Annotated in this window: 20 protein-coding genes; 7 read left to right on the top strand and 13 right to left on the bottom strand. The window is 61.7% G+C overall.

Annotation, left to right across the window (positions count from 1 at the left end):
* The first annotated feature begins 71 nt into the window (after window positions 1-71).
* Together ACOYNB_RS01105 and ACOYNB_RS01100 are read left to right on the top strand one after the other, a co-directional pair.
* On the top strand, window positions 72-491 hold the full coding sequence (locus ACOYNB_RS01105; protein ID WP_422837266.1) for a hypothetical protein: 420 nt from the start codon (window positions 72-74) through the stop codon (window positions 489-491).
* Window positions 492-689: 198 nt separating this feature from the next.
* Window positions 690-2,426 (top strand): PAS domain-containing hybrid sensor histidine kinase/response regulator, encoded by a 1,737-nt coding sequence (locus tag ACOYNB_RS01100; RefSeq protein ID WP_422837265.1) that lies wholly within the window; start codon window positions 690-692, stop codon window positions 2,424-2,426.
* A 24-nt stretch (window positions 2,427-2,450) separates the two neighbouring features.
* Here ACOYNB_RS01100 and ACOYNB_RS01095 read toward each other — a convergent pair whose 3' ends face one another.
* Genes ACOYNB_RS01095 through ACOYNB_RS01080 form a run of 4 tightly spaced genes read right to left on the bottom strand, consistent with a single transcriptional unit; the run spans window position 2,451 to window position 6,760 of the window.
* Window positions 2,451-3,317 (bottom strand): M14 family zinc carboxypeptidase, encoded by an 867-nt coding sequence (locus ACOYNB_RS01095; protein ID WP_422837264.1) that lies wholly within the window; start codon window positions 3,315-3,317, stop codon window positions 2,451-2,453.
* Between the two features lie 36 nt (window positions 3,318-3,353).
* Window positions 3,354-3,929 (bottom strand): Holliday junction branch migration protein RuvA, encoded by a 576-nt coding sequence (gene ruvA / locus ACOYNB_RS01090; RefSeq protein WP_422837263.1) that lies wholly within the window; start codon window positions 3,927-3,929, stop codon window positions 3,354-3,356.
* A 9-nt stretch (window positions 3,930-3,938) separates the two neighbouring features.
* Entirely contained in the window at window positions 3,939-4,604 is a 666-nt protein-coding gene (locus ACOYNB_RS01085) for a response regulator (RefSeq protein ID WP_374255693.1), read from the bottom strand.
* Window positions 4,605-4,642: 38 nt separating this feature from the next.
* A complete protein-coding gene (locus tag ACOYNB_RS01080) occupies window positions 4,643-6,760 on the bottom strand; it encodes an ATP-binding protein (protein ID WP_422837262.1) in 2,118 nt (705 codons plus the stop codon).
* Between the two features lie 143 nt (window positions 6,761-6,903).
* On the opposite strand from ACOYNB_RS01080, the gene ACOYNB_RS01075 reads away from it, so the two are divergent.
* The 4 genes from ACOYNB_RS01075 to ACOYNB_RS01060 all read left to right on the top strand — a co-directional run bounded on the left by ACOYNB_RS01075 (window position 6,904) and on the right by ACOYNB_RS01060 (window position 12,713).
* On the top strand, window positions 6,904-8,019 hold the full coding sequence (locus tag ACOYNB_RS01075; protein WP_422837261.1) for a PhoH family protein: 1,116 nt from the start codon (window positions 6,904-6,906) through the stop codon (window positions 8,017-8,019).
* Window positions 8,016-8,456 (top strand): rRNA maturation RNase YbeY, encoded by a 441-nt coding sequence (ybeY, locus tag ACOYNB_RS01070; protein WP_422837260.1) that lies wholly within the window; start codon window positions 8,016-8,018, stop codon window positions 8,454-8,456. Before ACOYNB_RS01075 ends, ybeY begins: the two co-directional genes overlap by 4 nt.
* Window positions 8,457-8,568: 112 nt before the next feature.
* A complete protein-coding gene (locus ACOYNB_RS01065) occupies window positions 8,569-10,554 on the top strand; it encodes a methyl-accepting chemotaxis protein (protein WP_422837259.1) in 1,986 nt (661 codons plus the stop codon).
* Between the two features lie 173 nt (window positions 10,555-10,727).
* Window positions 10,728-12,713: a methyl-accepting chemotaxis protein gene (locus ACOYNB_RS01060; RefSeq protein ID WP_422837258.1), complete on the top strand. Its 1,986-nt coding sequence runs from the start codon at window positions 10,728-10,730 to the stop codon at window positions 12,711-12,713.
* An 18-nt stretch (window positions 12,714-12,731) separates the two neighbouring features.
* Here ACOYNB_RS01060 and ACOYNB_RS01055 read toward each other — a convergent pair whose 3' ends face one another.
* From ACOYNB_RS01055 to ACOYNB_RS01040, 4 genes are all read right to left on the bottom strand, one after another.
* Window positions 12,732-13,817, bottom strand: coding sequence for a homocysteine S-methyltransferase family protein (locus ACOYNB_RS01055; RefSeq protein ID WP_422837257.1), 1,086 nt, complete (start codon window positions 13,815-13,817; stop codon window positions 12,732-12,734).
* Between the two features lie 55 nt (window positions 13,818-13,872).
* Window positions 13,873-15,393, bottom strand: coding sequence for a putative bifunctional diguanylate cyclase/phosphodiesterase (locus tag ACOYNB_RS01050; RefSeq protein WP_422837256.1), 1,521 nt, complete (start codon window positions 15,391-15,393; stop codon window positions 13,873-13,875).
* Window positions 15,394-15,402: 9 nt separating this feature from the next.
* On the bottom strand, window positions 15,403-15,684 hold the full coding sequence (locus tag ACOYNB_RS01045) for a BTH_I0359 family protein (RefSeq protein ID WP_422837255.1): 282 nt from the start codon (window positions 15,682-15,684) through the stop codon (window positions 15,403-15,405).
* 361 nt (window positions 15,685-16,045) lie between these two features.
* Window positions 16,046-16,645: a glutathione peroxidase gene (locus tag ACOYNB_RS01040; RefSeq protein WP_422837254.1), complete on the bottom strand. Its 600-nt coding sequence runs from the start codon at window positions 16,643-16,645 to the stop codon at window positions 16,046-16,048.
* Between the two features lie 123 nt (window positions 16,646-16,768).
* Between ACOYNB_RS01040 and codA the strand changes: the two genes are divergently transcribed.
* Complete coding sequence (codA, locus tag ACOYNB_RS01035) at window positions 16,769-18,031, top strand: cytosine deaminase (protein ID WP_422837253.1); 1,263 nt, start codon at window positions 16,769-16,771, stop codon at window positions 18,029-18,031.
* Here codA and ACOYNB_RS01030 read toward each other — a convergent pair whose 3' ends face one another.
* The 5 genes from ACOYNB_RS01030 to ACOYNB_RS01010 form a co-directional block, all read right to left on the bottom strand.
* Window positions 18,032-18,799 (bottom strand): hypothetical protein, encoded by a 768-nt coding sequence (locus tag ACOYNB_RS01030; RefSeq protein ID WP_422837252.1) that lies wholly within the window; start codon window positions 18,797-18,799, stop codon window positions 18,032-18,034. It abuts the gene before it with no gap.
* A gap of 67 nt (window positions 18,800-18,866) precedes the next feature.
* Window positions 18,867-19,421 carry a hypothetical protein gene (locus ACOYNB_RS01025; protein WP_422837251.1) on the bottom strand — a complete coding sequence of 185 codons (555 nt, stop codon included), beginning with the start codon at window positions 19,419-19,421 and terminating at the stop codon, window positions 18,867-18,869.
* Window positions 19,399-21,255, bottom strand: coding sequence for a LysM peptidoglycan-binding domain-containing protein (locus ACOYNB_RS01020; RefSeq protein WP_422837250.1), 1,857 nt, complete (start codon window positions 21,253-21,255; stop codon window positions 19,399-19,401). Before ACOYNB_RS01020 ends, ACOYNB_RS01025 begins: the two co-directional genes overlap by 23 nt.
* A 1-nt stretch (window position 21,256) precedes the next feature.
* A complete protein-coding gene (locus ACOYNB_RS01015) occupies window positions 21,257-21,748 on the bottom strand; it encodes a hypothetical protein (RefSeq protein WP_422837249.1) in 492 nt (163 codons plus the stop codon).
* Complete coding sequence (locus tag ACOYNB_RS01010; protein WP_422837248.1) at window positions 21,745-24,933, bottom strand: type VI secretion system Vgr family protein; 3,189 nt, start codon at window positions 24,931-24,933, stop codon at window positions 21,745-21,747. Before ACOYNB_RS01010 ends, ACOYNB_RS01015 begins: the two co-directional genes overlap by 4 nt.
* Window positions 24,934-24,987: the final 54 nt, after the last annotated feature.

Raw genomic sequence — 24,987 nt, 5'->3', positions numbered from 1 at the left:
TAAAAGGAATATGAAAGCTGAGCGGGTTATGCTGAAAGCTTTCCTAGCCGTCCCCGCCCACCATGATCAAAATGGCCATTCGCGCAGTCGCCCTGGTGGGTGCCTGCGTTCTTTCGTTTCTGTTCTGGACCGCGTTCCACATCCCCGACTTCTCGGATGCGGATGTGGCCAACCAGGTGGCTCAGGACGTGACGACGGCCTACGGACACTTCCCGCCCCACGCGGAGGCCGACAAGACAGGACACGGCAAGGTGTTGTACGCCCACCCTGGCGCGGGCAAGAAGCCCACGCTCGTGGTGTACGAGGTGACCGATCTGGCTGACCGTGACACCTTGATCCAGGCTGCCCGCCAAGCCATGAGCGAGGCCCACGCGAACGGCATCACCGTCCAATTCTTTGAGCGCCAGAACGTCACCCACTATGACGGCGGCGGCCTGCGTCGCGGGCCTGAGCGACTGATCGACACCGTCGAACTCAAGCCCGGCACCTGATCAAGGCAAGGGACCCGTGCGCCGACACACGGGCAACCCCTTCACCCTCAGGGTCTGCCGCATGGTCAAGTGCCGGTGAAGTGCCTACACTCGGACTCCCGGCGCTGAAACCAAGCAGGATCGGTCGTCAGCGCGCTCGTGCCCACCACGTGCGCGGGACGTTGCATCACCTCACCCCAGAACAACGAGGAGACCGACATGCCTGAACTCACCTCCGTGGTGCCGCCGGATACGGCGCGCAAGACGACCGCATCACGCCGATCCCTGCCTGCGGGCATTTCCGAATCCGTGGCGGACGACCCCGAGCGACTGCTTGAAGAAGTGCGACAGCGTCAGGACGCCTTCGAGCAGCAAGGCCAGATCCTGCGACAGGTTCAGATCGCCCTGCAGCGCGCACAAGGCACCAACCAGGAACTGGCGCTGGTGGCGGATCGCGTCACCGACGCCATCCTGATTTGCGATGCGCACCGCTGCATCACCTGGATCAACCCCGCCTTCACCCGCCTGACCGGCTTCACCTTGACCGAGTGCCATGGCCTGCTGCCCGAAGAACTGCTGAGCGGCCCACACACCGACGACGCCACCATCACCCGCATCAACCAAGCCGTGGCCCAAGGCAGCAGCATCGAAAAGCTGGAGGTGTGCCACCACCGCAAAGACGGTGAACCGTTCTGGGTGACCCGATCGGTGCAGCCCATTCATGGCCCGGACGGACAGGTCAACCGCTACATCGAAGTGCTGACCGACATCAGCGACCGTCGGCGTGCCGATGCCGAACACGCCAAGCGCCTGGAGTTGGAAGTGGCGCTGGCCACCAAGGCCGAGTTCCTTTCGCGCATGAGTCACAACATGCGCTCGTCGCTCAATGCCATCCTGGGGTTCACGCAACTGCTCGACATGAGCCGCGACGACGAACTGCCCGACTTGCAGCGCCGTCAGGTTGGCCACATCCATGCCGCGGGGCAGCAACTGCTCAACCTGCTCGACCAGTCACTGGAATATGCCCGCCTCGAAGACAAGCCACTGGGCATCCGACCGCAACGCGTCGAGCTGACCGTGTTGCTGCGCGAAGTGCGGGCGGCACTGGAAGACCAGTCTCAGGACGTCACGGTGGTGGTCGACAGCCAGTGTCCGCCGGTCTGGGCCGATGCCCAGCACACCCGCTCCATCCTGATGAACTTGATGAGCAATGCCATCAAGTACAGCCCACCCGGTGCCACGGTCTGGATGCAGGCCAAGGCCGCCCCCGACGAACGCGTGGCCATCATCGAGGTCAAGGATCAGGGCTTTGGCATCGAGCAAGACGACCTGAGCCGCATCTTCCAGCCGTTTGCGCGATTGGATTCACCATCGGGGCGCGCCCACGGCAATGGCCTGGGTCTGGCCGTCTCTCAGCGTCTGGCTGAACTGATGCATGGCCGCATCGACGTCAGCAGCACCTTGGGTCATGGCAGCGTGTTCACGCTGAGACTGCCGCTGGCCGAGGGGCCTGGCGCCTTGCGATCCACCTATGCCCGCGGGGCCGAACCGGCCATCATGCTGCCCCCCCTGCGGGTGGTGCACATCGAAGACAACGCGCTCAACCGCAGTCTGGTCGAAGCCATGTTTGCGGCCTATCCGCAGGTGCGCCTGTACTCGGCCGAAACGGCCGGCGAAGGGCTCGCCAGCATTGAAAGCATTCGCCCGGATGTGGCGCTGGTCGACATCAACCTGCCCGATGGCAGCGGACTGGATCTGTGCCGCCGACTGCGGGCGCAGGCCGATTTCAAAACCCTGCCACTGATTGCCCTGAGCGCCGACGCCCTGCCCGAGCACATTGCCCGCGCCCTGCAAACCGGCTTCAACCACTATCTGGTCAAACCGCTGCAGATTCAGCGCTTGCTGGGCATCCTGGCACACATGCCCAGCACGCAGGCCGCACCCCCTCGCCCCTGACAGCCCTCGCGCGGACGGCCCAGATCAGTCGGCGCCCAGTCGGTCAGCCGTCCAGCGCAGGAGATCCAGCCACATCTGGCGGATCTCCGCGTCTTGCGGCGTGCGCAGGGCATTGGGCAACTCGATGGTCACCACCGGCACCTTCTTGTACACGCCGCCGTAATTGCCCAGACTGCCGGGAAAGATGCCGACCTGGTCCAGATAGAGGCGACCCAGTCGCTTGGGCGGCACCGTCGGCCCGTCAAAATCGAGCACACCATAGGGCGCATGCACCGACACGATCAAGTCAGGCTTCCAGCGCTCCATCTCGTCATGCAGCCACTTGGATTCGGGCTCGGACAAGGGCTTGCCACCCGGGAAGCGTCGCGGATCGCTGCGCGTGCGCTCTTTCCAGTACATGGGTGCTTCCTTGTCCCAATTGGGCGTCGGAAAGTTGCGATTGAGATCCACGCCCCGTGCGTTGGTCCGTGAAGGCCGGCTTTGCAGCATGCCGTCGGGATTCATCAGCGGCACAAAACGCCAGTGAATGTTGGACGGCGTTTCCATCGCTGCGCCAATCCAGTGCAGCACCAGCGCCGTGGACGACAACTCGTCACCATGAATGCCCCCCACCACCAGCACGCGCAAGCGCGCATGGGGTGACACCACATCACGTTGCACCAACTGGTTGCCGCTCACAGAGCGAACAGGCATGGCCTGCAGTTGGGCGCGTGCGCACACGGCCCGCGACACATTGGGCAAGCGACGCGTCATCACCTCGCAAAACGACGAGGCAGACAAGGGACGGCCCGCCGCATGCGCCGGGATGACATCAGGCTTGTGGGCCTGCACGCTCGCGGCAGCGCAGGCCAGAACGGCGCCGGCTAAGCGCCTCACGACAGTGCGTTTCATGATGCCGACGATGATACCGAGAGCGCGTGGCCGCTGTCAGCGGGCCAGCGACTTCAGTGCCAGCTTGATGCCATCGCTCACCGACACATCGGCCGGCAAGGCCTTGAGCGCCGCCTGGGCTTCCTTGTCGGAATAGCCCAGGGCCACCAACGCTTGCAGGATGTCCCCCTGCGCGTCATTGGCCACCGAGAATCCCGGCGCCGACAGCACCGGCGCGAGCTTGCCTTTGAGCTCCAGCAGCAAACGCTCGGCGGTTTTCTTGCCCACCCCCGGCACCTTGACCAGGCGGCTGGCATCCTGCGCCGACACGGCCTGTGCCAGCTCTTCGGTATTGAGGCCAGACAGCAGCGCCAGCGCAATGCGTGGCCCCACCCCGCTGATCTTGATCAGCTCGCGGAAGGACTCGCGCTCGCCGGCGGTCAGGAAACCGAACAGCAGTTGCGCGTCCTCACGCACGATGAACTGGGTGAGCAAGGTGACCTTGGCACCCAGTTCGGGGAGGTTGTAGAAGGTGCTCATGGGCACCTGGACTTCGTAGCCGACGCCGTGGACGTCGACCAGCACATAGGGAGGGGCCTTGGCAGCCAGCTCCCCGGTCAGGCGGGCAATCATGCCGCCAGTTTAGCGGCGGAACAGGCCCAGACGCTGCGCCTCCAGCGCGGCCTCGGCACGCGACGACACGTTGAGCTTGCGATAGATCTGCTTGACGTAGTCGGCAATGGTGTGACGCGACAGGTTCAGCTGCTGACCGATTTCGGGCAGCGTGAAACCCTTGGCCACGCGCAGCAGCACTTCGTTCTCGCGCTCGGTCAGTTGCACGTGCGGCGTGACGTTGTCGGGCTCGGCCATGGCGGGCTTCATGCGGGCCTGCGCTGTGAAGTACTGGATCACGCGGCGCGCAATCGAGGGCGACAGCGGGGGCTCACCCTGGCTGATGCGGTGCAGTTGCTCGGCCAGTTGCTCGCGGGGTTGTTCCTTGAGAAGGTAGCCAAACGCGCCCGCTTGCAAGGCGGGGAAGAGGTGGTCGTCATCTTCGTGGATGGTCACCACGACCGACTGCACTTCGGGCTGCTTTTCGCGCAAGGCTTGCACGACTTCCACGCCCGAGCCATCGGGCAGGCCCAGATCGCACAAGGCCACGTCAAAGCGCACGGCATTGACCAGTTCCAGCGCATCGTGCACGCGCGAGGCTTCACTGATGTGTGCACCAGGAAACACCTGCAAAGCCAGGGTCTTGAGCCAGGCACGGATTTCGGGCAGGTCTTCAAGCAAAAGGATTTGTTTCATGGTGTTCTAAGCCTCACTTCTCATTGTTCGTGCGCACCTCAGAATGCGCGATTCTGGTTGATCATGCTAGCAGTGCCGGGAGACGGCAAGCCTCCCCCGGTCAGGGCCTGTTGCATGGTCGCGATTTCAAGCGGCAAGGTCAGTCGGATGACGGTGCCAAATCCTGGCCCCGACTCCACCAGACACTGCCCGTTGAGCTGTTTGGCACGGTGCTTCATGCTGGTCATGCCGTGCCCCCGATCCAGGCGGCCATCCAGCTCCATCGGGATGCCTTTGCCGTTGTCTTGGATGACGAGCACGAAGTCGTGCAGATCCAGATGCACCTCGGCCGAAATGATGACGTGCGACGCCTCGCTGTGCTTGATCACATTGCTCACGGCCTCGCGCAGGATGCGCGTGGTCTGCACATAGGTGCGCGACGACAGCGGCTCCTCAATGATGTCATTGGGGTTGCGCCACTCGCACTCGATGCCGGCCTGACGCAGGCGGGACACCACCTCGGCACGCCAGTCGGCCAGCGCATCGGACAGCACCATGGCACGCCCGGTCAGACCCCGCACCGACAGGCGCATTTCTTCCAGCGCTTCGCGCGCCAGCGTCGAGATGCGGTCGTTGTCGGCCGTGTGCACAATGGTCAGCAGCTTGGCGCCCAGGTCGTCATGCAGGTCGGAAGCAATGCGCTTGCGCTCCTTCTCGGCCACTTGCTCGGCACGCAGCTCGGCAATCTGACTGAAGTTGCGCTCGATTTCATCGCTGATCTCGGTGACCCGGCGCTCCAACTGCGCACGCGCCCCCTCTGCGGTCCGCAAGGCCTTGGCATAGACCTGGATCAAGCGAACGGCCACCGAGGCATACAGCAGCGGCATCACGAAGTGCGTCACATGGATGCCCCACAGGCGGATCAACCCATATTGGTAGGCCAGTTCGATGCCCATCACCGTGGTGACGATGCCCAGCGCCCCGCACATCAACCAGAACTCCGGGCGTCGCTTCTTGCCGGCCAGCCACAAGAAGAAAACCACCGAGAAAAACACCTCGACCGCAAACAGCAAGTACCAGATGCGCGACCCCGCAAACAGGCGATGCGTGCCCGCCAGCAGCAGGCTCATGGGCAGCAACACGCACTGCGCCCACAGGGCCGCATTGATGCGGCGCATCCACGCCTCGCTGATCACGTTCTGGATGCGGGCCCCCGCATAGCTCAGCAAGAACTTGACCGCAAAGGCCGCCATCGGCGCAAACAGCAAGGCCATCAGCATCTCGCTGGTGGCATTCGGCATGGGCAAGTCCCCCAGCCAGAAGCGCCCCGTCATCAAGGCCCAGCCAATGGTCAGCAAGCCGAAATAGACCAGATAGTCGAGGCGGCGCACCCACGCCATCCCCAAGGCAAACACGCCCAGCACCGCCAGAATGCCACCCAGCACCTGCGACAAGGTAGAGCTCCAGAACTCCTGCTCGGCTTCCAGCTGGCGGATATGGGGCAGGGGCCCCACACGCACTGCAGCCAGCCCCCCCGCACGCTGGCGGGCCGTGACCTCGTCGATCGGATAGCCCACCACCCGGATGTCGACCAGGTTGCCCGAAGCATTGAGCAAGGCCGCCGGCAAAGGAATGGTGTGCGAGCGGAAACAGTTGCGGGCATAGGGCAGCTTCATGCGCCCGCCGCGGTACAGCAACTGCCCGTTCAGAAACACTTCCACATTCGAGCAGGCGCGCTCGACATAGAGGGCCTGTAACTCATCGGGGGCAGCCGATGCACTGGGATCAAATCGAAAGCGATACCAGACCGAGCCTTGGTAGCCCGGGTGATTGATGGACCACTCATCGGGCAGCGCGATGACGCGAGCGGGCACATTGAGGGGAAACTGCGCCGATGGGCTCTCGACCACCCAAGGCTGAGACAAGGTCTTCACGGGCGAATCCAGCAAGACCGCCACCGCCGGGTGACTGCGACGCACCGCCTCGCTGTTGAGAACCAGCAAACCCCAACCTGCCAGCGCGGCCAACAGCAAGCCGGCCAATGCAACGAGCCAGACTCGACGACGCGAGGGGGTGGGGGCAGGCTCCGTCGCCGTCGCTTCCACGCCGCCCTCTCCTTCGGAGACCCACTCCTGGCTAAAAAAGCGGGCCCAGGATTGCCACGCGTGACCCAGCATGCTCAAAGACGACTCCGTACCCCATTTGTCCTGACGCATGTAATGCCCGCGCCAGATTCATGTCGTCATTTTCTCAATAGATGTCACCCGCTGACGCGCAGGGCAAGCGACAATTTATATCGATTACCCCATATCGGACCTCCATGCAACTGCGCCACAGCTTTTCTCCTCCGGATAACTCCCGACTCGCCCGTCTGTGCGGGCCGCTGGACGAGCATCTGCGAACCATCGAGGCCGCCTTCGGGGTGACCATGACGCGCCGGGGCGAGCAATTCCGCATTGAAGGCGCCAAAGGCGTGCCGCAGCGCGTGGTCGAGTTGCTGGAGGCGCTCTACGCCCGCAGCGATCGCGCGATCAGTCCGGAGATGGTGCAACTGGCCATCACGTCCAGCCTGGCCGCCCAGCAGCGCGCCCAACAAGGCAAGGCCCCATCCGACACCAACGAGCCAGCACCACACGATGCCGGCGCCGACCCGGACGGCCCCACCCTGCACACACGCCGCGCCGATCTGCAAGGCCGCACGCCCAATCAGGTTCACTACCTGCGCCAAATCCTGTCGCATGACCTGAGCTTTGGCATTGGCCCCGCCGGCACCGGCAAGACCTTCCTGGCCGTGGCCTGCGCGGTCGATGCGCTGGAGCGCAGTGCGGTGCAACGCATCATCCTGACCCGTCCGGCGGTCGAGGCGGGCGAGCGCCTGGGCTTCCTGCCCGGAGACCTGACCCAAAAGGTCGACCCCTATCTGCGCCCGCTGTACGACGCGCTGTACGACCTCATGGGTTTTGACAGGGTGACCAAGGCCTTCGAGAAGGGGCTCATCGAAATCGCCCCGCTGGCCTTCATGCGCGGTCGCACGCTGAACCACGCCTTCATCATCCTGGACGAGGCCCAGAACACCACGCCCGAGCAAATGAAGATGTTCCTCACCCGCATCGGCTTTGGCTCGCGGGCGGTGGTCACCGGCGACGTCAGCCAGATTGACTTGCCGCGCGGCGCACGCAGTGGTCTGATCGAGGCCGAGCGCATCCTCAAACGGGTGAAAGGCGTGTCATTCACCCGCTTCACCGCCGCCGACGTGGTGCGCCATCCTCTGGTGGCCCGCATCGTGGAAGCGTATGACGCGGCCCAGGCCGCCCAAGGCCACGAGGGCTTGCCCCCCGCACCGCCGGCCCCGACCGAGGTCCCGCGCGCCAGCCGCCCCTCCCGCAACACGCGTGCTTCGGCGCGCCCCGACTCCGACGAATCGTCCGCCCCATGAGCATCGACCTGACCCTGAGCCTGCAATTTGCAGACAAGCGCCACCGCGACCAACTGCCCCGCCACAAAGTGGCCCGCTGGCTGAAGGCCGCACTGGAAAACGATGCAGAACTCGCCGTGCGCATCGTCGATGCCGAGGAAGGCCAGGCCCTCAATCGCGACTATCGGCAAAAGGACTACGCCACCAATGTGCTGACCTTCGATTACGCGCACGAACCCGTCGTCATGGCCGACCTGATCCTGTGTGCCCCCGTGATCGAGCGCGAAGCCCAGGAGCAAAACAAGGACCTGATCGCACACTACGCCCACATGCTGGTGCATGGCGCGTTGCATGCACAGGGCTGGGATCACATCGAAGAAGATGAGGCCCAGGCCATGGAGCAGCGCGAGCGCGAAATCATGGCCAAGCTGGGCTTTGCCGACCCGTACGCGGGCTGAAATTAACCGGCATCAGGTTTAACGCTCAAGGTTAAGGCGCAACTGCCGATTTTCCGAAAACCACCCTGGCGCTGATCGGTTCAACGCCAACTCGGTTTTTCTGAGGGTCACCATGCGCCTGAACACGCCCGTCAGCAATCAGGAATATCTCGTCTCCGAGTCCTTCTCCCTGGTCTCCGTGACCGACTTGAAGGGCCGCATCACATATGGCAACGCCGCTTTCGTGAGAGTAAGCGGTTACTCACTTGATGAGCTTCTGGGTCAGCCGCACAACCTGATCCGTCATCCGGACATGCCCGCCGAGGCTTTCCGTGACATGTGGGCGACCTTGGAGTCCGGCCGCCCATGGGTGGGCGTCGTCAAGAACCGCCGCAAAAATGGCGACTATTACTGGGTCAAAGCCAACGCCATACCCATTCGCCAGAACCAGACGGGCACCACCGTGGGCTATCTGTCGGTGCGCAACCCGCCGACACGTGCAGAAATCCAAGGGGCGGAGCAGTTGTATGCCGTGCTGAATGCGCAGGCAGAACGCGGCGCCGGCGGGATCACCCTGCACCAAGGTCGCGTGGTGAAGCATGGCTGGCTGGCCAGACTGACCCGGCCGCTGGAACACATCTGGCATGGCCCGTCCACACTCGTCCAGTTGGTGGTCACATGCGCCTTGATGGTCCTGAGCACGGCTGTCCCGCTGGCATGGTTGGTTCCCATGGGGTTGGCACTGTGCCTGGCGGTGGCATGGTTCAGCCGCGTCCTGATCCTGAAGCCCTTTCTCAGCCTGCGCGACCACCTGGACACCATGGCCTCTGGCGACCTGAGCACCGAGGTGGACACGTCCGGAGAGGGTTTGCTCGGCCGCTTGCAAATGTCGTTGAACCAGTTGCACGCCAACATTCGGGCGGTGACGGCTGACACCAACATGGAGATCAACAACCTCCGCGGCGCCATTCAGGAAATCACGTCCGGCAACCTGGACCTGTCGTCTCGCACCGAAATCCAGGCGAACAGCCTCGAGCAGACCGCCTCAACCACCTCCCAGATTCATCAATCGGCCAGCCAGGCAGCGGATTCCGTCAGTCAGGCCGCCCGGCTCGCATCCGATATGGCGGCACAGGCTCAGCGGAGCCAGGACTCGGTGCAGCGGGTGTCCACCGCCATGAACGACATCAACCAGTCCTCGCAACGGGTGGGCGACATCATTCATGTCATTGAGGGGGTGGCATTCCAGACCAACATCCTCGCGCTCAACGCCGCTGTTGAAGCAGCACGCGCGGGCGAAGCCGGCCGCGGTTTTGCGGTGGTCGCAACCGAGGTCCGCTCATTGGCCCAGCGCACCACCGAAGCCGCGCGCGAAATTCGGCAGCTGATTGGCGAGTCTGGCGAACGCGTGGCCGCCGGCAATGCGGAGACCAACACTGCTACCGAACGCATGGCCGAGGCGCTGCAATCGGTCGAACAAGTGGCCTCCTTGCTGCGCGAATTGGCTGAAACGGCCAGCGAGCAACAGCGGGGTGTGGCCTCCATCAGCGAGTCCGTGCACGACATGGACCGCATCACGCAACAAAATGCAGCGATGGTGGAAGAAATCGCCGCATCCACCACCGATCTTCAAAACCAGATCGCACACGCCGGCAAGGTGCTGGGCTTGATGCGTCTGCGCCCTGATGACGGGACCTTGGCGGATGTCGATGCCGTGGACCTGCGCAAGCAGGCTCAGCTGCGGCTGAGTGACAGCACCCATCTGGACTTCCGTGCGGCCATCGCGGCACACAGCAAGTGGAAAACCACGCTGCGCAACGCCATTGACAGCGGTGAACAGCTGGATGCTGCCACCATTTCACGGGATGACTGCTGCACCGTGGGCAAATGGGTGCATGGTCCGGGTGGTCACGAGTGGGGCACGAGGCCGGATTTCGTCAATCTGGTGCAGCGGCATCGGGAGTTCCATGCACGCGCGGGCGAAGTGGCCGAGGCAGTCAACGGAGGCCACCGCACGGAAGCCTTGCGCTTGCTGCAAAACGGATCGCCCTTCATGAAGGCCACCAGTGCGGTTGTGGAAGCGCTGGATACCTTGCGGCGCCACCACGAGCGCGCGTGAACACGCCTTGTTTTTTTAACTCACATCAGTTCCGTCAATCTTTTCTCAATCACAAATCAATAAACCACATCAACGACTCAAGATTCAAGGGGTGAGACCGATATTCCGAACTCTGACCGGCGTTTCCGCATTGCAGTGGATGCGAGGCCGTCAGCATGATTCGGAGAGTTCTCATGCGTCTGAATACGCCCGTCACCCAGAAGGAATTCACCTTCTCAGACGATTACTCGCTGGTGTCCGTCACTGACTTGAAAGGCCGCATCACCTACTGCAATGCGGCGTTCATCAAGGTCAGTGGCTACACGATGGATGAACTCCAAGGGCAGCCACACAACGTCGTGCGCCACCCAGACATGCCTGCTGAAGCCTTTCGGGATCTGTGGGAGACCATCCAATCAGGGCGCCCTTGGGTGGGCATCGTCAAGAACCGTCGCAAGAATGGCGATCACTACTGGGTCAAGGCCAGCAGCATCCCCATCCGCCGCAATGGCACCGGCGAGATTCAAGGCTATCTCTCGGTCCGCAACTGTCCGACACGAGACGAAATCTCCGCCGCCGAAGCGCTTTACGCCAAGCTCAACGCCGACGCAGAACAGGGACGCAGCCGCATCACGCTGTACCAAGGCCGCGTCCAGAACAAGGGGCTCGCCCACCGCTTGCGAGGCACACTGGAGCAGGTCTGGCACGGCCCGTCCACGCTGCTGCAATTGGCCACGGTCGCCACCATCGTCGGCCTGAGCACCGTCTTGCCGCTGCCCTGGCTGGCCGCTGCTGCCACCGCGCTGTGCCTGGCAGCCACATGGGGCTGCCGCGTGATGATCCTTCGCCCGTATCTGAGTCTGCGCGACCATCTGGACATCATGGCCGCTGGCGATCTGAGCACCGAAGTCGACACATCGGGAGACGGGCTACTGGGCCGACTGCAGATGTCCCTGAGACAACTCAGCGTCAACATCCGTGCCGTGATCGCCGACACCACCATGGAGATCAACAACCTGCGTGGCGCCATCCAGGAGATCACCTCCGGCAACCTCGATCTGTCTGCGCGGACCGAGGTTCAAGCCAACAGCCTGGAGCAAACGGCGTCCACCACCGAGGAAATCAATGGCACCGCCAGCCAAGCGGCTGAATCGGTCAGCCAGGCCGCTCAACTGGCCGCCGACATGTCTGCACAAGCGCAACGCAGTCAGGACTCGGTCCAGCGCGTGTCGCAAGCCATGAGTGAAATCAACCAGTCCTCCCAGCGGGTGGGCGACATCATCCATGTGATTGAAGGCGTGGCCTTCCAGACCAACATCCTCGCGCTCAACGCCGCCGTCGAAGCTGCCCGAGCAGGCGATGCTGGTCGGGGCTTTGCCGTGGTGGCCACCGAAGTGCGGTCGCTGGCGCAACGCACCACCGACGCTGCGCGGGAAATCCGTCAGTTGATCGGCGAGTCAGTCGAGCGGGTGGCTGCTGGCAACAACGAAACGCAAACCGCCACACAACGCATGGCCGAGGCGCTGCAATCGGTGGAGCAGGTCACCACCTTGTTGCGCGAACTGGCCAACACCGCCACAGAACAGCAGCGCGGTGTGGCCATGATCAGCGACTCCGTCAGCAACATGGACCGCATCACCCAGCAAAATGCGGCCATGGTGGAAGAGATTGCCGCCTCCACCGAAAACCTGCAAAACCAAGTGGGTCATGCCGGCAAGATCCTGGGTCTGCTGCGCTTGCACACCGAGGACGCCACCTTGGCTGAGGCCGATGCGGTGGACCTGCGCAAGCAAGCGCAAGCCCGCATCACGGCAGAAGAAAACCTCGACTTCCGCGCTGCCATTGCGGCCCATGGCAAATGGAAGACGACCTTGCGCAATGCCATCAGCAGCGGCGATCAACTCGATGCCGCAGCGATCTCACGCGACGACTGCTGCGCAGTGGGCAAGTGGGTGCACGGCCCAGGCGGTCAACGCTGGAGCAATGCCCCCGATTTCACCAACCTGGTGGCACGCCACCGCGAGTTTCACCTGGCCGCCGGGGCCGTGGCCGAAGTGGTCAACCGCGGGGACAAGGACAAAGCCATGCGCATGCTCGATGGGGGCTCGGCCTTCATGAGTGCCACCCATGCGGTGGTCGAGGCCCTCAATGCCCTGCGGCGCCATCACGAGCGCCACTGAGCCACACGCCAGACCCAATCAGGCAGCCAGACCGCTGAGGAAGCCCGTGGTGCCGCCATGCAGGCAGCGTGGCTTCCAGGCGCTCACGCGCTGGGCAATCGCCGCGATGTGATCCGGGGTGGTCCCGCAGCAGCCCCCGGCGATGTTGAGGAAGCCTGCCTTGGCAAACTCTTCCACCAGCCCGCCTGTGATCTCGGGTGTCTCGTCAAACCCGGTGTCGCTCATGGGATTGGGCAAACCAGCATTGGGATAGCAGCTGATGAAGGTATCGCCCGCGATCTTGGACAACTCCTCGATGTAGGGCCGCATCAAGGTGGCGCCCAAAGCGCAGTTCAGGCCAATCGCCAGCGGATGCGCATGGCGCACCGAATTCCAGAACGCCCCGACCGTCTGCCCCGACAGGATGCGCCCCGAGGCGTCCGTCACCGTGCCCGAGATGATGATGGGCAGACGCTCACCGGTGTCCTCGAACAGCTCGTCGATGGCGAAGATGGCCGCCTTGGCATTGAGGGTGTCGAAAATCGTTTCGACCAGGAAGACGTCACAGCCACCCTCCATCAAGGCCTTGGCTTGCTCGTAATACGCCGCGCGCAGCGTGTCGAAATCGACGTTGCGTGCGCCGGGGTCGTTCACGTCCGGGCTGATGCTCGCGGTTTTCGGGGTTGGGCCAATGGCGCCGGCCACAAAGCGGGGCTTGTCGGGCGTGCTGTACTTGTCGCAGCAGGCCCGCGCCAGTTTGGCGGCGGCCACGTTCATCTCATAGGCCAGCTCGGGCAGGTGGTAATCATCCTGCGCCACCGTGGTCGCCCCGAAGGTGTTGGTTTCGATCAGGTCGGCCCCCGCCGCCAGATACTGCTCATGGATCTCGCGGATGACGTCGGGCTTGGTCAGCTGCAGCAACTCATTGTTGCCCTTGAGGTCGGTCGCGTGCTCGGCGAAGCGGGCACCGCGGTAATCGGCTTCGGTCAGCTTGTAACGCTGGATCATGGTGCCCATGGCGCCATCCAGCACCACGATGCGCTGACGCATGATCTCAGGCAGCTGTGCGGCACGGGTGTAGGGGCGGCGCTCGACCGGCGCGATGGGGGAAGCTGACGTGTTCATGCCGCTATTTTAGAGAGTCGTCAGGCCGCTGCGCAGGACGACACCTCCCGACCCCCTAGTGATAAGGCGGATGCTCGTTGCCGGAAGCATCCGCTTCCCCATCCTGATTGAACAAGGAATCGCGGAAAGACGGGTGTGCCGTGTTCTTGTCATCCCCCAGGGCCCACAACTGGAGATGCTTGGCGGGCATGGGTCGGGCATATAAATAGCCCTGCAACTGATCGCACCCGAAGTCGGTCAGGATGTCTTGCTGGTCGCGCGTTTCCACGCCTTCGGCCACCACCTCCAGCCCCAAGGCGTGCGCCAGTTTGATCACCGCCTTGACGATGGCCCGGGCGTCTTCCTCGCCCCCAAGATCCTGCACAAAGCTGCGATCGATCTTGAGTTGCGTGGCCGGCAGCTTGCGCAAATGGCTCAAGCTGGAATAGCCCGTACCAAAGTCATCAATCGATAAGGACACGCCAATTTGGGCCAACTGCTCAAAAAGCCGCATGGAGGCTTGCGCATCCTCCATCGCGGCCGACTCGGTGATTTCGAACGTGATCAGATCCGGCGGCACCTGATGTCGTCGCAACGCCTCAGCGACTTTTTCGACCAGATCCGACTGCCGCAACTGATGCATCGACAGGTTGATGGCCACCCGCATGCTCAAGCCCATGCCGCGCCAGGTCTTGATTTGTCCACACGCCTCATCAATCACCCAGGCCCCCAATGCACCGATCAGGCCAAAGCGTTCAGCAATCGGAATGAACTCCACCGGGCTGACCATGCCACGCGTCGGGTGCTGCCATCGCAGCAAGGCTTCGGCCCCCGTCACCTGTTGGCTGACCGTGTCGATCTTGGGCTGATAGTGCAGCATCAAGCCCTGGTTGGTCTCGATCGCACGCCGCAAATCGCGTTGCAACTCAATGGCCACATCCTGATCGGCCTCCATGCGACGCTCATAGAAGCAATGCATGTTGCCGCCCGCGCGCTTGGCCGCCAACATGGCCGCATCCGCCCGCGCAATCAAGCGCGCACGGGGCCCATGGTCCGGATACAGCACGATGCCGATCGAGCATGACAAGTGAACCTCTCGGCCACCGACGTGATACGGCTCCTGCAAACTCTGACGAACCCGATCGGCCACCAGCGCAGACGACGACGCATCCGGGTCACCATCCAGCAGCATCAAAAACTCGTCGGCCCCCAGGCGTGCCACGACATCGGTGGACCGGCCGATGCACAGCAAGCGGCGCCCGACTTCGGACAACAGCTCATCGCCGCGTCGGTACCCCATGGAATCGTTGATGGCCTTGAATCCATCCAGATCGACATACAGCAGTGCCATGTGCTGCTCACGGATGTCCGCACGCATGGCGGCGGCGGCCAATCGATCTTCCAGCAACAAACGCGTGGCCAAGCCCGTCAACGGATCATGCGTGACCGCACGCGCGGCCTCATCGGCCGCCACCTCCGCACGGTGCTGTGTGGTCTCACTGGCTCGCGGCTTGTACCGCCGGTGCCAAATCCAGGCACCAGCCGCCCCCACCAGCAATGCGCCCACTGCCAGCAGCCCGATCCAGACGCTACTCATGATCTACCGTCAATGCACGATCACTGGCTGCTGGGCCATGCCGGCATAACGCTCCAGATAGGCGTCGAATTCTTCAATGCTGGGCGCGCTCTCGATCAAGGCCTCTACCCCCTCCTTGAAAGTCTCTGCCAGAGCCCCTTCGATGAAGATTTCCTTGCGCGCAAATTTGTCCACGATCTCAAAGCCACCCCGGGTGAGGCTGGCGTGCGAATCATGCACAGCCTGCAGACCGGTCGTCGGCATTTCGATCTCGACAACAGCGTAACTGTCAGAGTTGTAAAGCATGTGCATGGACAAAGACTCCTCGGTCGTCGGGCTTGCTCCAGATGTGGGGGTCCACATGCCAGACGTCAACCCATGATGACCACTTCTTCGTCTTGCCCGGAGCGCACTTGATAGACGGCCCTCACACGGAAGCCTTCCGCGTGTCGGATTGCACGTCATTACCGCCCCGCGAACAGGCGGTTTACCCGGAACGCACCCTCCAGAGGGGGATGCTGCTCTGCACAAAACTCATTACAGTCCGACTCAAGTGCTGTCATCACACGAAAAGTCAGATCAAGGGAGCGAACCAGAACAACGGCACAACAACTCAGGGTTTGCAAAGCCTCACCACCCGGTGAGGCTTTTTTTTGCCGATTCGCACCGAGCATCACTTCGCCGCCAGCGCCTTCTCAATGTCTGCAATCAAGTTGCTGCTGTCTGGCCCGGTCAGGCTGTTGTACGCCTCGACGGACTTGCCATCACGGGCAATCAGGTACTTGTAGAAGTTCCACTTTGGGCGAGTGCCCGACACCTTGGTCAACTCCGCGAACAGCGGATTGGCCTCTTTGCCCGTCACGTGGCTCTTGGCAAACATCGGGAACTTCACGCCAAACGTGTTGGCGCAAAAATCCGCAATCTCTTTGCTGGAGCCCGGCTCTTGCTGGCCAAAGTCATTGGATGGGAAACCCAGCACCACCAAACCCTGCTCCTTGTAGCGGGCATACAGGTCTTCCAGTCCCTTGTATTGCCCGGTGAAGCCGCAATAGCTGGCCGTGTTGACCACTAGCACCACCTTGCCAGCGTACTGACACAAGGACTGCGGCTTTTCATCCTGCAGGCGCGGGAAGGTCTTGTCCAGCAAAGACGGACACGCCGCATTGTCCGCCGCATGCACACCCCACGACGCCATCGCAAGCACGCATGCCGCGCCCCACTGACGCACACCCCAAGCACCTCGGGCCTGGGCCCGGACCACACCTTGCAACATGACTCGGCTCTCCTTGAATGAAGCGCAGCTTACTCTGTGTCAAGCTGACATGCAGAGCATGACGCGATGCCCCCACGCGGCATGGCGTTTGCATGCCTTGCCTACATCACCAGGAGTCATGACATGAACCACATCGTCAATGCCCGACTGCGCCACCAAACCGGTCTCTTCACCCTGCACTGGTGCAACGGCGTCTTCACCGCCATCACCCCGCAACCCGACACATGCGCCCCCGGACTAGACGGGCTGGATGCGCAGTCGCGCCTGGTGATCCCGCCCCTGGTCGAGCCGCACATCCACCTGGATGCGGCCCTGACGGCTGGCGAGCCGGCGTGGAACCTCAGTGGCACCCTGTTCGAAGGCATCGAGCGCTGGTCCGAGCGCAAAGCCCTGGTGACCCACGAAGACACCAAATCGCGCGCGCACCGCGCCATCCGCATGCTTGCCACCCACGGCATTCAACACGTCCGCACCCATGTCGATGTGACGGAACCGGGCTTGGGCACCCTGCGTGCCATGCTCGAAGTGCGCGACGAGGCCCGCCCGTGGGTGGACCTGCAGGTCGTCGCCTTCCCCCAAGAAGGCATCGAGTCATTTGCGAATGGCCGCGCCTTGATGACCGAGGCCGTGGCCATGGGCGTCGACGTGGTCGGCGGCATTCCGCACTTCGAAAACACGCGGGACCAGGGCGTGTCGTCCATTCACTTTCTGATGGACTTGGCCGAACGCCACGACCGCCTGGTCGACGTGCATTGCGACGAAACAGATGACCCGGCCTCGCGCTTTCTGGAGGTGCTGGCCGAAGCCACCCGCGTGCGTGGCATGGGTGCCCAGGTCACGGCCAGCCACACAACCGCGATGGGCTCGTATGACAACGCCTACTGCTCCAAGCTGTTCCGCCTGCTCAAGCAGGCAGACCTGAGCTTCATCTGCTGCCCCACCGAAAGCATCCATCTCCAGGGCCGATTCGACACCTATCCCAAGCGACGGGGCCTGACACGCGTGCCCGAGCTCGACCGGGCCGGGCTGAATGTGTGCTTCGCGCAAGACTCCATCGTCGACCCGTGGTACCCCTTGGGCAATGGCAACATCCTGCGCATCCTGGACGCGGGCCTGCACATCTGCCACATGCTGGGCTACGACGACCTGCAACGCAGCCTCGACTTCGTGACCGAACACAGCGCACGCACCATGCACCTGGGCTCAGGCTACGGTCTGGCCGCGGGGCGCCCGGCCAACTTCGTCGTGCTGTCCGCCGACACCGACTACGAGGTCCTGCGCACGCAAGGACAAGCGCTGCTATCGGTGCGCCACGGCGCAGTGCTCATGCAGCGCAGCCTGAGCGAGGTGGTATGGGGTGATGGCGGAGGGGGACAACAAGCCTGATCAAGAGATCAATTCAGGGGCGTCCTGACGCGACGCGGCCGCGGCCATCGCGGTCTGTTTGACCATGGCTCGCGGCACATCGACGGCCAGGTTATCGCTCCAGACGTAATTCACCGCCACACCATCCTCATTAGGCTGCGTCATCAATTCGTCTTCATGGATGCTGCGACGGATGAAGAAGCCGCTGTGCGGGTAGTAGCCCCGCCGCAGGATGTAGCCACCACCTTCTCGGCGCGTAGCCGTTTGCGTCCGAACGGCCAGCTTGTCGATGCCGCAGATCAGATCGCCCGCATCCGCGTCCTTCATCACGGGGTACGGCGTTCCGTATTGCGCCTCATCGGCCAGTCGAGCCTCTTCCGTCGTCAACGACTCCCCCCGGCCCCGCTTCTCCAACGCAGCATGCGCGCGCAAGGTCAGGCTTCGCACGCGTGTTTCGAAGGCATTCAGATCGTCAGGATCTTTCCGCATGATCTCTTGTACGCGCTTGCGCTTGTCGTATTCAGAGGTCTCTCCAGCCAGGTAAAACGATGCAAATGAGTCATGCACATAGTCATCAAAGAACCTGACGGCCTCGTCTGGGAGGGGCACCACCTGCTCAAAGTGCCCGAGGGCAAACTGCTCCCACGCATCCAGCGCCGTGCGTGAGTTGGCCCGAATGCCTTGCCACTGGTTGATGCGCAAGCGATCTTCCGGTCCGTAAAAAGGCCGATACGCCACAGATCGGCGATCAACCTGCACCCGTGATTGGCGATAAGCCAATGCAGCCAAGTCCCCGACCAGCAGTTGATTGTGTTGACGGCTCTCCGCTTGCGGGTTTTCGATCTTCAGCCTCAGATCATGGTCCTTGTTCTACGGCAAATTGCAAGTACAGCTGCGAGGGGTCTTTCCGTCCTTTAGAAAGATTTGCGCTGGCTCGCTTGACCCAGCGTTTCAGGCTCCACTCCGCGCTGCACTTGTCGTTGTTCTCCAATGCACCTTTGCCAAGATGACGACTCATCAAGGCATAGATTTGATCGCAATCTGCGGGGGCTTTGAGAACGACGTCGATCATGCCAGCAGGGCCAGGGTCCACTGATACACGGACAACACCCTCCAAGGGTGGGCAATTGAGATCACGGCTGCCCGCGTTTTGAAAGCAACCCGCTGGCAATACTCGGCGCACACCAGCCCAGTTTTGAGTCAATACTTCAGGATGAAGTGCCAGCGATGTCACAAGCGTCTGCCAGCTTTGAACAACTGGCGCAACAGCAGTTGTAGCCGATGCAAGAGGTGCAATATTGGGCTCAGCAGCCGTCGCGGTTGTGCAGGCTGAGCCCCACAGCGAGACTAAAAGCGTCAAACAAAAAGAAGCTCTGAGGTGCATGTAGTTATTCCATTGATGCAACGTCAATCGACGGAGTCGGATCAATCAGATCCTTTCGACGCTGATAGGGTGGATTGTCTTTGACGGTCAGTGGCGAATCTCCCGTAGATGCATACATTTCCAAGTGCAGCATGTTGCTGGGAACCTTGATGCCAACCAGATGTCCAACCAGGCCGATTTGCTCGCCCCGTTGCACCTGATCACCTGCCTTCACGAAAATATTCGACTTGTGCTTGTCGACTTCGCCGTAACGAGCCACGAAGTTGCCGTGATCAATTTCGATGGCGTAGGTCTCGCAGTAAAACGGGTAAACACGCAGCACTTTTCCAGCGGACATTGCGCGTACGACCGTCCCTGAGGGAGCGTAGAGGTCAATGCCTGCATGCTTTCGTCCGCTTGCACGATTTGAGCCAAATCGCCGAGCGTCGGCGTGATAGTCCGCAGTAGCCTTGATCGCCAGAGGGTAGAGCAGTCCTTCTATGACCTTCTTTTCTGTTTTGCTCTTACCTTCGACGAAAACGGCTTTAGCGCTCTGTGCCTCATTGGTTACATGCGGAGTCTTCTGGCTGCGCTTGGCCGAAGCAAGCTGCGCTTCGTTCTTGCCTCCCGCAATCATGATGTTGTTGTGCGGGACCGCGCTGTCATGCGCCTTGTTGCCCGTTGGAAGCGCCACATGGCTACGCTTGTGCTCGATCACGGCGGAGGTGTCCTCCAGGCCCTCTGCGCCAATATGAGACGCGATGACTGAAGCCAGCCAGTCCATCTCTGGGCGACGCCACCAATATGCCGGAGTAGAGCCACCGCTAGAGCTTGGAATTCGCAACACTTGGCCCAAGCTGAGTTGGTTGACATCTTTGATGCGATTGGCCTTGGCGAGTGCATCAACTGTCGTCTTGTGCGATTTGGCAATGGAAGACAGCGAATCACCTTTGCCAACTTTGTATGAAGTAATTTGCCCCGTCCCTCTCCCTGGAAACAAGTGGAGCAATTTTTTATAGTTGACGTTCAGGATGGAAAACACGACTTCAGAAAGTCCAGCCACCTCAAAGGTGGGGGTGCGACCTTGTCCGTCAGTGACACCGGTCACCACCTTCACCGCATGCAGATGTTGAACCGCTGCAGGCTGTTGCCCGCCTTTGTGGACTGGCAGCACGACCGTAAAGGGTTGATTCACATACGGCTTGTTGTCCGCCGTATTGAGTGTGAACTGCACCTTTGTCTTTTGCTGAAGTAGTTTCTCTGCCTCATCGAGCCGCCCAAGAATGTCTGCCTTGATGATCTTGCGAACGGCAACTATGTTGGCATCGGCATCTTTACCTGTTGGATTCAGGTACCAGCCTTCATGATGGAAGAGGTAAATATTCTCCTCGATTGCCTCCGGGAAATATTTGGCGGCTCTTTGCTTGCAAAGCAAATAGGACAGCAGGGCGCCATACGCACCTCGCTCCGCATCAAAAACATTCTTGCCTGTGAGATCCAGCTCAAACCCCAGAAAATGTTTTGACAGGTGGGGTTTGCGCGCCTCGGTCACTGTGGCCTTTGTGTACTGCGCAAGGCCTGCTGCGGATGTAGTGCCAGCTGCCGCGTCGGGATTAAACCCAGACTCTACCCGGACCATCAACAATACAAAGGCTATTTCTCTATACGCAAGCTTGTGGCGTGTGCAGATTTCAATGATGAGATCGATAACCAACGCCTGGTTGCCGGCAGAAATGTCTCCCCAAACACGCGACTGGCCTGCAATTTCATTGGGTTGCTTCTCAATATATGGGCTCAGTACAAGCCACGAATGGCTTTCAATCTGCTTGTCGTTGTAAGCTTTCCCCCTCTGAGTACGCAGGAATTCGTAGATCGTTGCCACGTCAGTTGCCTTCCCCTGGGTAGATCGATTTCACATAGCCTTGGGTCGCGTTGTCCGAATGCTTGTTGATACTGCGAATGATTGCTTGGTCTGAGACTCGACGGAGCTGGTCGTCGTAGAACTCGACGGATTCATCTTTGGCAGTACGGCCTGTGCCTGACGAGAAATCAAGCAACAGATATGAGCCCGTGGGGGTCGTTACACACTGCCAATGGGTGGCAAAAAGCGATGGATGCTTCACCGTACGTGACGAAGAAGGAATTTCAATCGACATTTTCCCGGTGGCAAGTTGTTGACCCGGCCGACACGTATTGAGCTCAAACGTATCACCTGACGCCTTGCAATAAGAAGTCACTGTGTATTGAGCCCCTCCGCATGGAATAGTTGTTATCCACTCCTCCATGCTTGAACTGGCACAGCCTGACGTCGCAAGGCCAAAGGATAAAAATGGTGTTGAAACCGCAAACAGCAAATTTCTTGATTTCGACATCATTCGGCTTGGCTCCAATATTTATCCATCTCTTGATGCGCTGAGTTGACTTCTGTCTGGTGCCATTCATCACCGTCAAGCAGTGCGAGCTCAACGGGCTGCGGGCTGCTGCTGGAAGCCTTGACGGTTTGACCGTGTGCGTCGGTCTGACCCATTCGCATTTCGCCACTGGGCAGGGTCATTACATACCGTTTCCCAGCCACCGGATGACCTTGTGAATCCTTCACGACGAAGGCGGCTGCATACATCTCGTTTGCGGGCATATCTGGGAATATATGATTCACACGGTCCCCCCCCACCATTGACTTGGTTCCCGCCTTCACCGTGATCTTCCCAGGGCACTGCACCGTGAGGTTGCCGCACTCCATCGTGATGCTGGCGCCGCCGCTCACTGCAAGCACAACCTTCTTGGCCGCAGCAATGTTCACCACGCCATTGGCCGTCTTCAGCTCCAACGTTTGCTTGGCCGCGATCTGCGCGGGCCCGGCCTGGGCTTGCATGTCAATCGGCCCTTGTGCGGCGATCAGGGTGAGGCCTTTACCTGCCGCTTCGCTGCCTGGCTGAATGGCACCCGCCAGGATCCCGATGGCCTGGCCTGTGTGCACTCTGGCCTGCCCTCCCACGGCAAAGTGGGTGTCCTGGCCGCAGCCAACTGTTGTTGTGTCGTTGCTGCTGATGTGCAGATCCTGGCCAGCCGTGATGCCAATGCCAGCCTTGCCAACGATGGCGATGTTAGGGTCTGCCATGTGGGGCACTTTGTCGGGCTCGGTGCCAGTGTGCTTGTCTGCCGCGTGTGCCACGGCATTGGGCAAGCTGGTGTGGCTGACCATGCCGCTCAGGCTCTTTGTGAGGGCTGCTACCGGTGCCAGTGCGTCTTCAAGCGCACTCTGGTTGGCCTTGCTGCTACCTGCCGCGCTGGCCAGGCCCACGGTCTGGTGCGTGCTGGCGGCCTGGTGGAATGTGCTGGCCAGCTGCTGCATCTGCTTGGCCAGCGCGATACCGGCGGCATTGTCGCCCGCGCCTTCACCTGTTTGGCCCAAGCCGTTGTTCAGGCCGTAGGTGCTCAGCAAGACACCACGTGCAGCGCGCACCCCTCCCCAGGCATCGGTCCGCAACTCAAACCCCAAGCCGCGGAAGCTGCCTCGGTGGTTGTCGGCCTGATGCAGCAAGTGCCCCATCTGCAGCCAGGTTTGGTGCTGCGTGCTGTGCAGTTGCGTGCGCAGCTGCCCTGGGGTGTCATCCATCACCCACTGATTAAAGCCAGAGCCGCCCCACTCCTTGCTCTTCACGCCACTCATGGCTGCCGCGTTGTTCTGAGCGAGCGCCCCTTCCTCGGCCACACCTGGGGCTGCACCATGCCAGGCAGGACTGTGCCCTCCCGACCCCTGTCCCACCACATTCATCTGACTGGCAGGCTGATGGTCGGTTGAATCAGCCAGCGCACGACGATCTGCCACGGCATCCTCGCCACCGGGGGTGGGCGGCTCGCCCGAGGCGCCTTGCCCGTTGTACAGCGAGGCCAGCACAAACGGCCGGTCCATGTCGTGATTCAAAAATCCCACCAGCACTTCCTGCCCCACGCGCGGAATGAACTGATGTCCGCCCCCCGCCGCAGCCGAGCGCTGCACCACACGCAACCAGCAACTGTCACGGGCACTGCGCGCACGCGGCTCACCGTCTTGCCAATGAAAGCGCACACGCACACGCCCTAGGGCATCGGTGTACACCTCGTCTGCGCCATGGGCTCGCTCATCCCCCTCTGGCCCCACCACGATCGCGGTTTGCATGCCCAGTGCGGTGGGGCGAGGACGAGGGCGAAAGCCTGTCTCATCCATCAAGACAGGACGCCAGGGCACCTCTCGGCGCACCGCTTCAAACTGGCAGGCAAATCCCGTGGCAACCGCGCGCTGACGCCACGTCGCATCATCGAGCGACCAATCTGATCCGGCCTGCGCCGCCATCCAGACACTGTCATCGGGCCAAGGCGCCTCGCCCAGACACCGCTCGATCTGGTTTTGTGCATCCTTGGGCAGGTTGTTGATGCCCAAGGCGCGCACTCGGGTGAAGAAGAAGGCTTGGTCCTGCGTCGACTGGGTGACGGCTGCCCAGGTCCCGGCTCGCAAGGTGCGCACGGTGCCATGTCCCAACCAGGTCTTGTATCGGGCCTCGTGCGCCTCTTGCAAGCAACGTGCAGCAAATTGCGCTTCGGCTTGATTGCTCCAGAGAAAGTCCCCCGTCGGATCGTAGGCGCTCAACCAGTTTTGCAGACTGCGCACCTCATCGCTGGCCCATTCGTGGTCGGTGCTCACTTCGGTGGTGATGGCGGCGTTCGCCTTGTAGTCCCATCCCTGCAGCACCGTGGCTGTGGGCGCCAGTTGCCGAACGGCCATCAGCGCCTGGATGCTGTCTTGCTCTTCCTGACTGCTGCTGCCGTGAAAGCGGATGCCGGGGCCGCCCAGGGCAGAGGCACTGGTGGCATCCTCATCCTGCGCACCGCTGCATACAAAGAAGACCACCGTGTGCCCGCCGGGCGCCTGATCGTCTTCGACCACACGCCAGGCAATCCCCTCCTCGGCCAGCAGACGCTGGATGAACGCGAGGTCGGATTCGCGATATTGCACACAGTAGCTGCGCAAGCCTTCATTGCGCGCAAACAGTCCGTTCGCCACGTGGGCTCGTACGTCGTCATCCCAGCGCCAGGCGGCAATGTCCGGATGCTCGGCGAGCACCCCATCCACGATGTCCATGACGGTCTGGTCTTGCCAGACGCGGCTGTTCAATGTGTGACCCAGCAGGGCCATCCAGGGGCGCACCAACAAGGCTTTGCGCGCCAGTCCACCGTCCGCCTCCAGCGACCAGGCATCGGTCACGTAGCCGCTGCGACGGGTGCGCCGCCCATCGGCCAAGGTCGTCCACAGGGTGACGGGCCGCGCATACAACTGCTTGAGTTCCACATGCGCATCCAGCACCAAGGCCTGGATGTGGAGCGAGAAAGGCTCGGACACGGCTTCGTCGAGCACAAAGCGCTCGACCATCAACTCGGTTGGCAACGCACGCGCATCGCTGACACTGTCCAAGCGATAGAGGCGTGCATCGCTTCGCCAAGTCTGCAGCAGGGCCAGCCAGTCGATGCCAAAGGCGCGCAGCGACGGCCGCTCCAGCCAGCCTGAGGAGCCCGGCAAGTTCATGATGTCCCTGGGATTCAAATGATTTGGCCAGGGAGTCTAGAAGTCAGGGCACGC

The sequence above is a fragment of the Aquabacterium sp. genome, assembly GCF_049317225.1.
In the GTDB taxonomy this organism is placed as follows: Bacteria; Pseudomonadota; Gammaproteobacteria; order Burkholderiales; family Burkholderiaceae_C; genus Aquabacterium.
The sequence above is the reverse complement of the archived record's forward strand: the minus strand, read 5'-3'. Positions and strand labels throughout refer to the sequence as shown.

Bases quoted from the DNA above. Each gene is read 5' to 3' on its own strand.
- ACOYNB_RS01105 (WP_422837266.1), top strand. From the start codon at position 72: ATGGCCATTCGCGCAGTCGCCCTGGTGGGTGCCTGCGTTCTTTCGTTT.
- ACOYNB_RS01100 (WP_422837265.1), top strand. From the start codon at position 690: ATGCCTGAACTCACCTCCGTGGTGCCGCCGGATACGGCGCGCAAGACG.
- ACOYNB_RS01095 (WP_422837264.1), bottom strand. From the start codon at position 3,317: ATGAAACGCACTGTCGTGAGGCGCTTAGCCGGCGCCGTTCTGGCCTGC.
- ruvA (WP_422837263.1), bottom strand. From the start codon at position 3,929: ATGATTGCCCGCCTGACCGGGGAGCTGGCTGCCAAGGCCCCTCCCTAT.
- ACOYNB_RS01085 (WP_374255693.1), bottom strand. From the start codon at position 4,604: ATGAAACAAATCCTTTTGCTTGAAGACCTGCCCGAAATCCGTGCCTGG.
- ACOYNB_RS01080 (WP_422837262.1), bottom strand. From the start codon at position 6,760: ATGCTGGGTCACGCGTGGCAATCCTGGGCCCGCTTTTTTAGCCAGGAG.
- ACOYNB_RS01075 (WP_422837261.1), top strand. From the start codon at position 6,904: ATGCAACTGCGCCACAGCTTTTCTCCTCCGGATAACTCCCGACTCGCC.
- ybeY (WP_422837260.1), top strand. From the start codon at position 8,016: ATGAGCATCGACCTGACCCTGAGCCTGCAATTTGCAGACAAGCGCCAC.
- ACOYNB_RS01065 (WP_422837259.1), top strand. From the start codon at position 8,569: ATGCGCCTGAACACGCCCGTCAGCAATCAGGAATATCTCGTCTCCGAG.
- ACOYNB_RS01060 (WP_422837258.1), top strand. From the start codon at position 10,728: ATGCGTCTGAATACGCCCGTCACCCAGAAGGAATTCACCTTCTCAGAC.
- ACOYNB_RS01055 (WP_422837257.1), bottom strand. From the start codon at position 13,817: ATGAACACGTCAGCTTCCCCCATCGCGCCGGTCGAGCGCCGCCCCTAC.
- ACOYNB_RS01050 (WP_422837256.1), bottom strand. From the start codon at position 15,393: ATGAGTAGCGTCTGGATCGGGCTGCTGGCAGTGGGCGCATTGCTGGTG.
- ACOYNB_RS01045 (WP_422837255.1), bottom strand. From the start codon at position 15,684: ATGCACATGCTTTACAACTCTGACAGTTACGCTGTTGTCGAGATCGAA.
- ACOYNB_RS01040 (WP_422837254.1), bottom strand. From the start codon at position 16,645: ATGTTGCAAGGTGTGGTCCGGGCCCAGGCCCGAGGTGCTTGGGGTGTG.
- codA (WP_422837253.1), top strand. From the start codon at position 16,769: ATGAACCACATCGTCAATGCCCGACTGCGCCACCAAACCGGTCTCTTC.
- ACOYNB_RS01015 (WP_422837249.1), bottom strand. From the start codon at position 21,748: ATGATGTCGAAATCAAGAAATTTGCTGTTTGCGGTTTCAACACCATTT.
- ACOYNB_RS01010 (WP_422837248.1), bottom strand. From the start codon at position 24,933: ATGAACTTGCCGGGCTCCTCAGGCTGGCTGGAGCGGCCGTCGCTGCGC.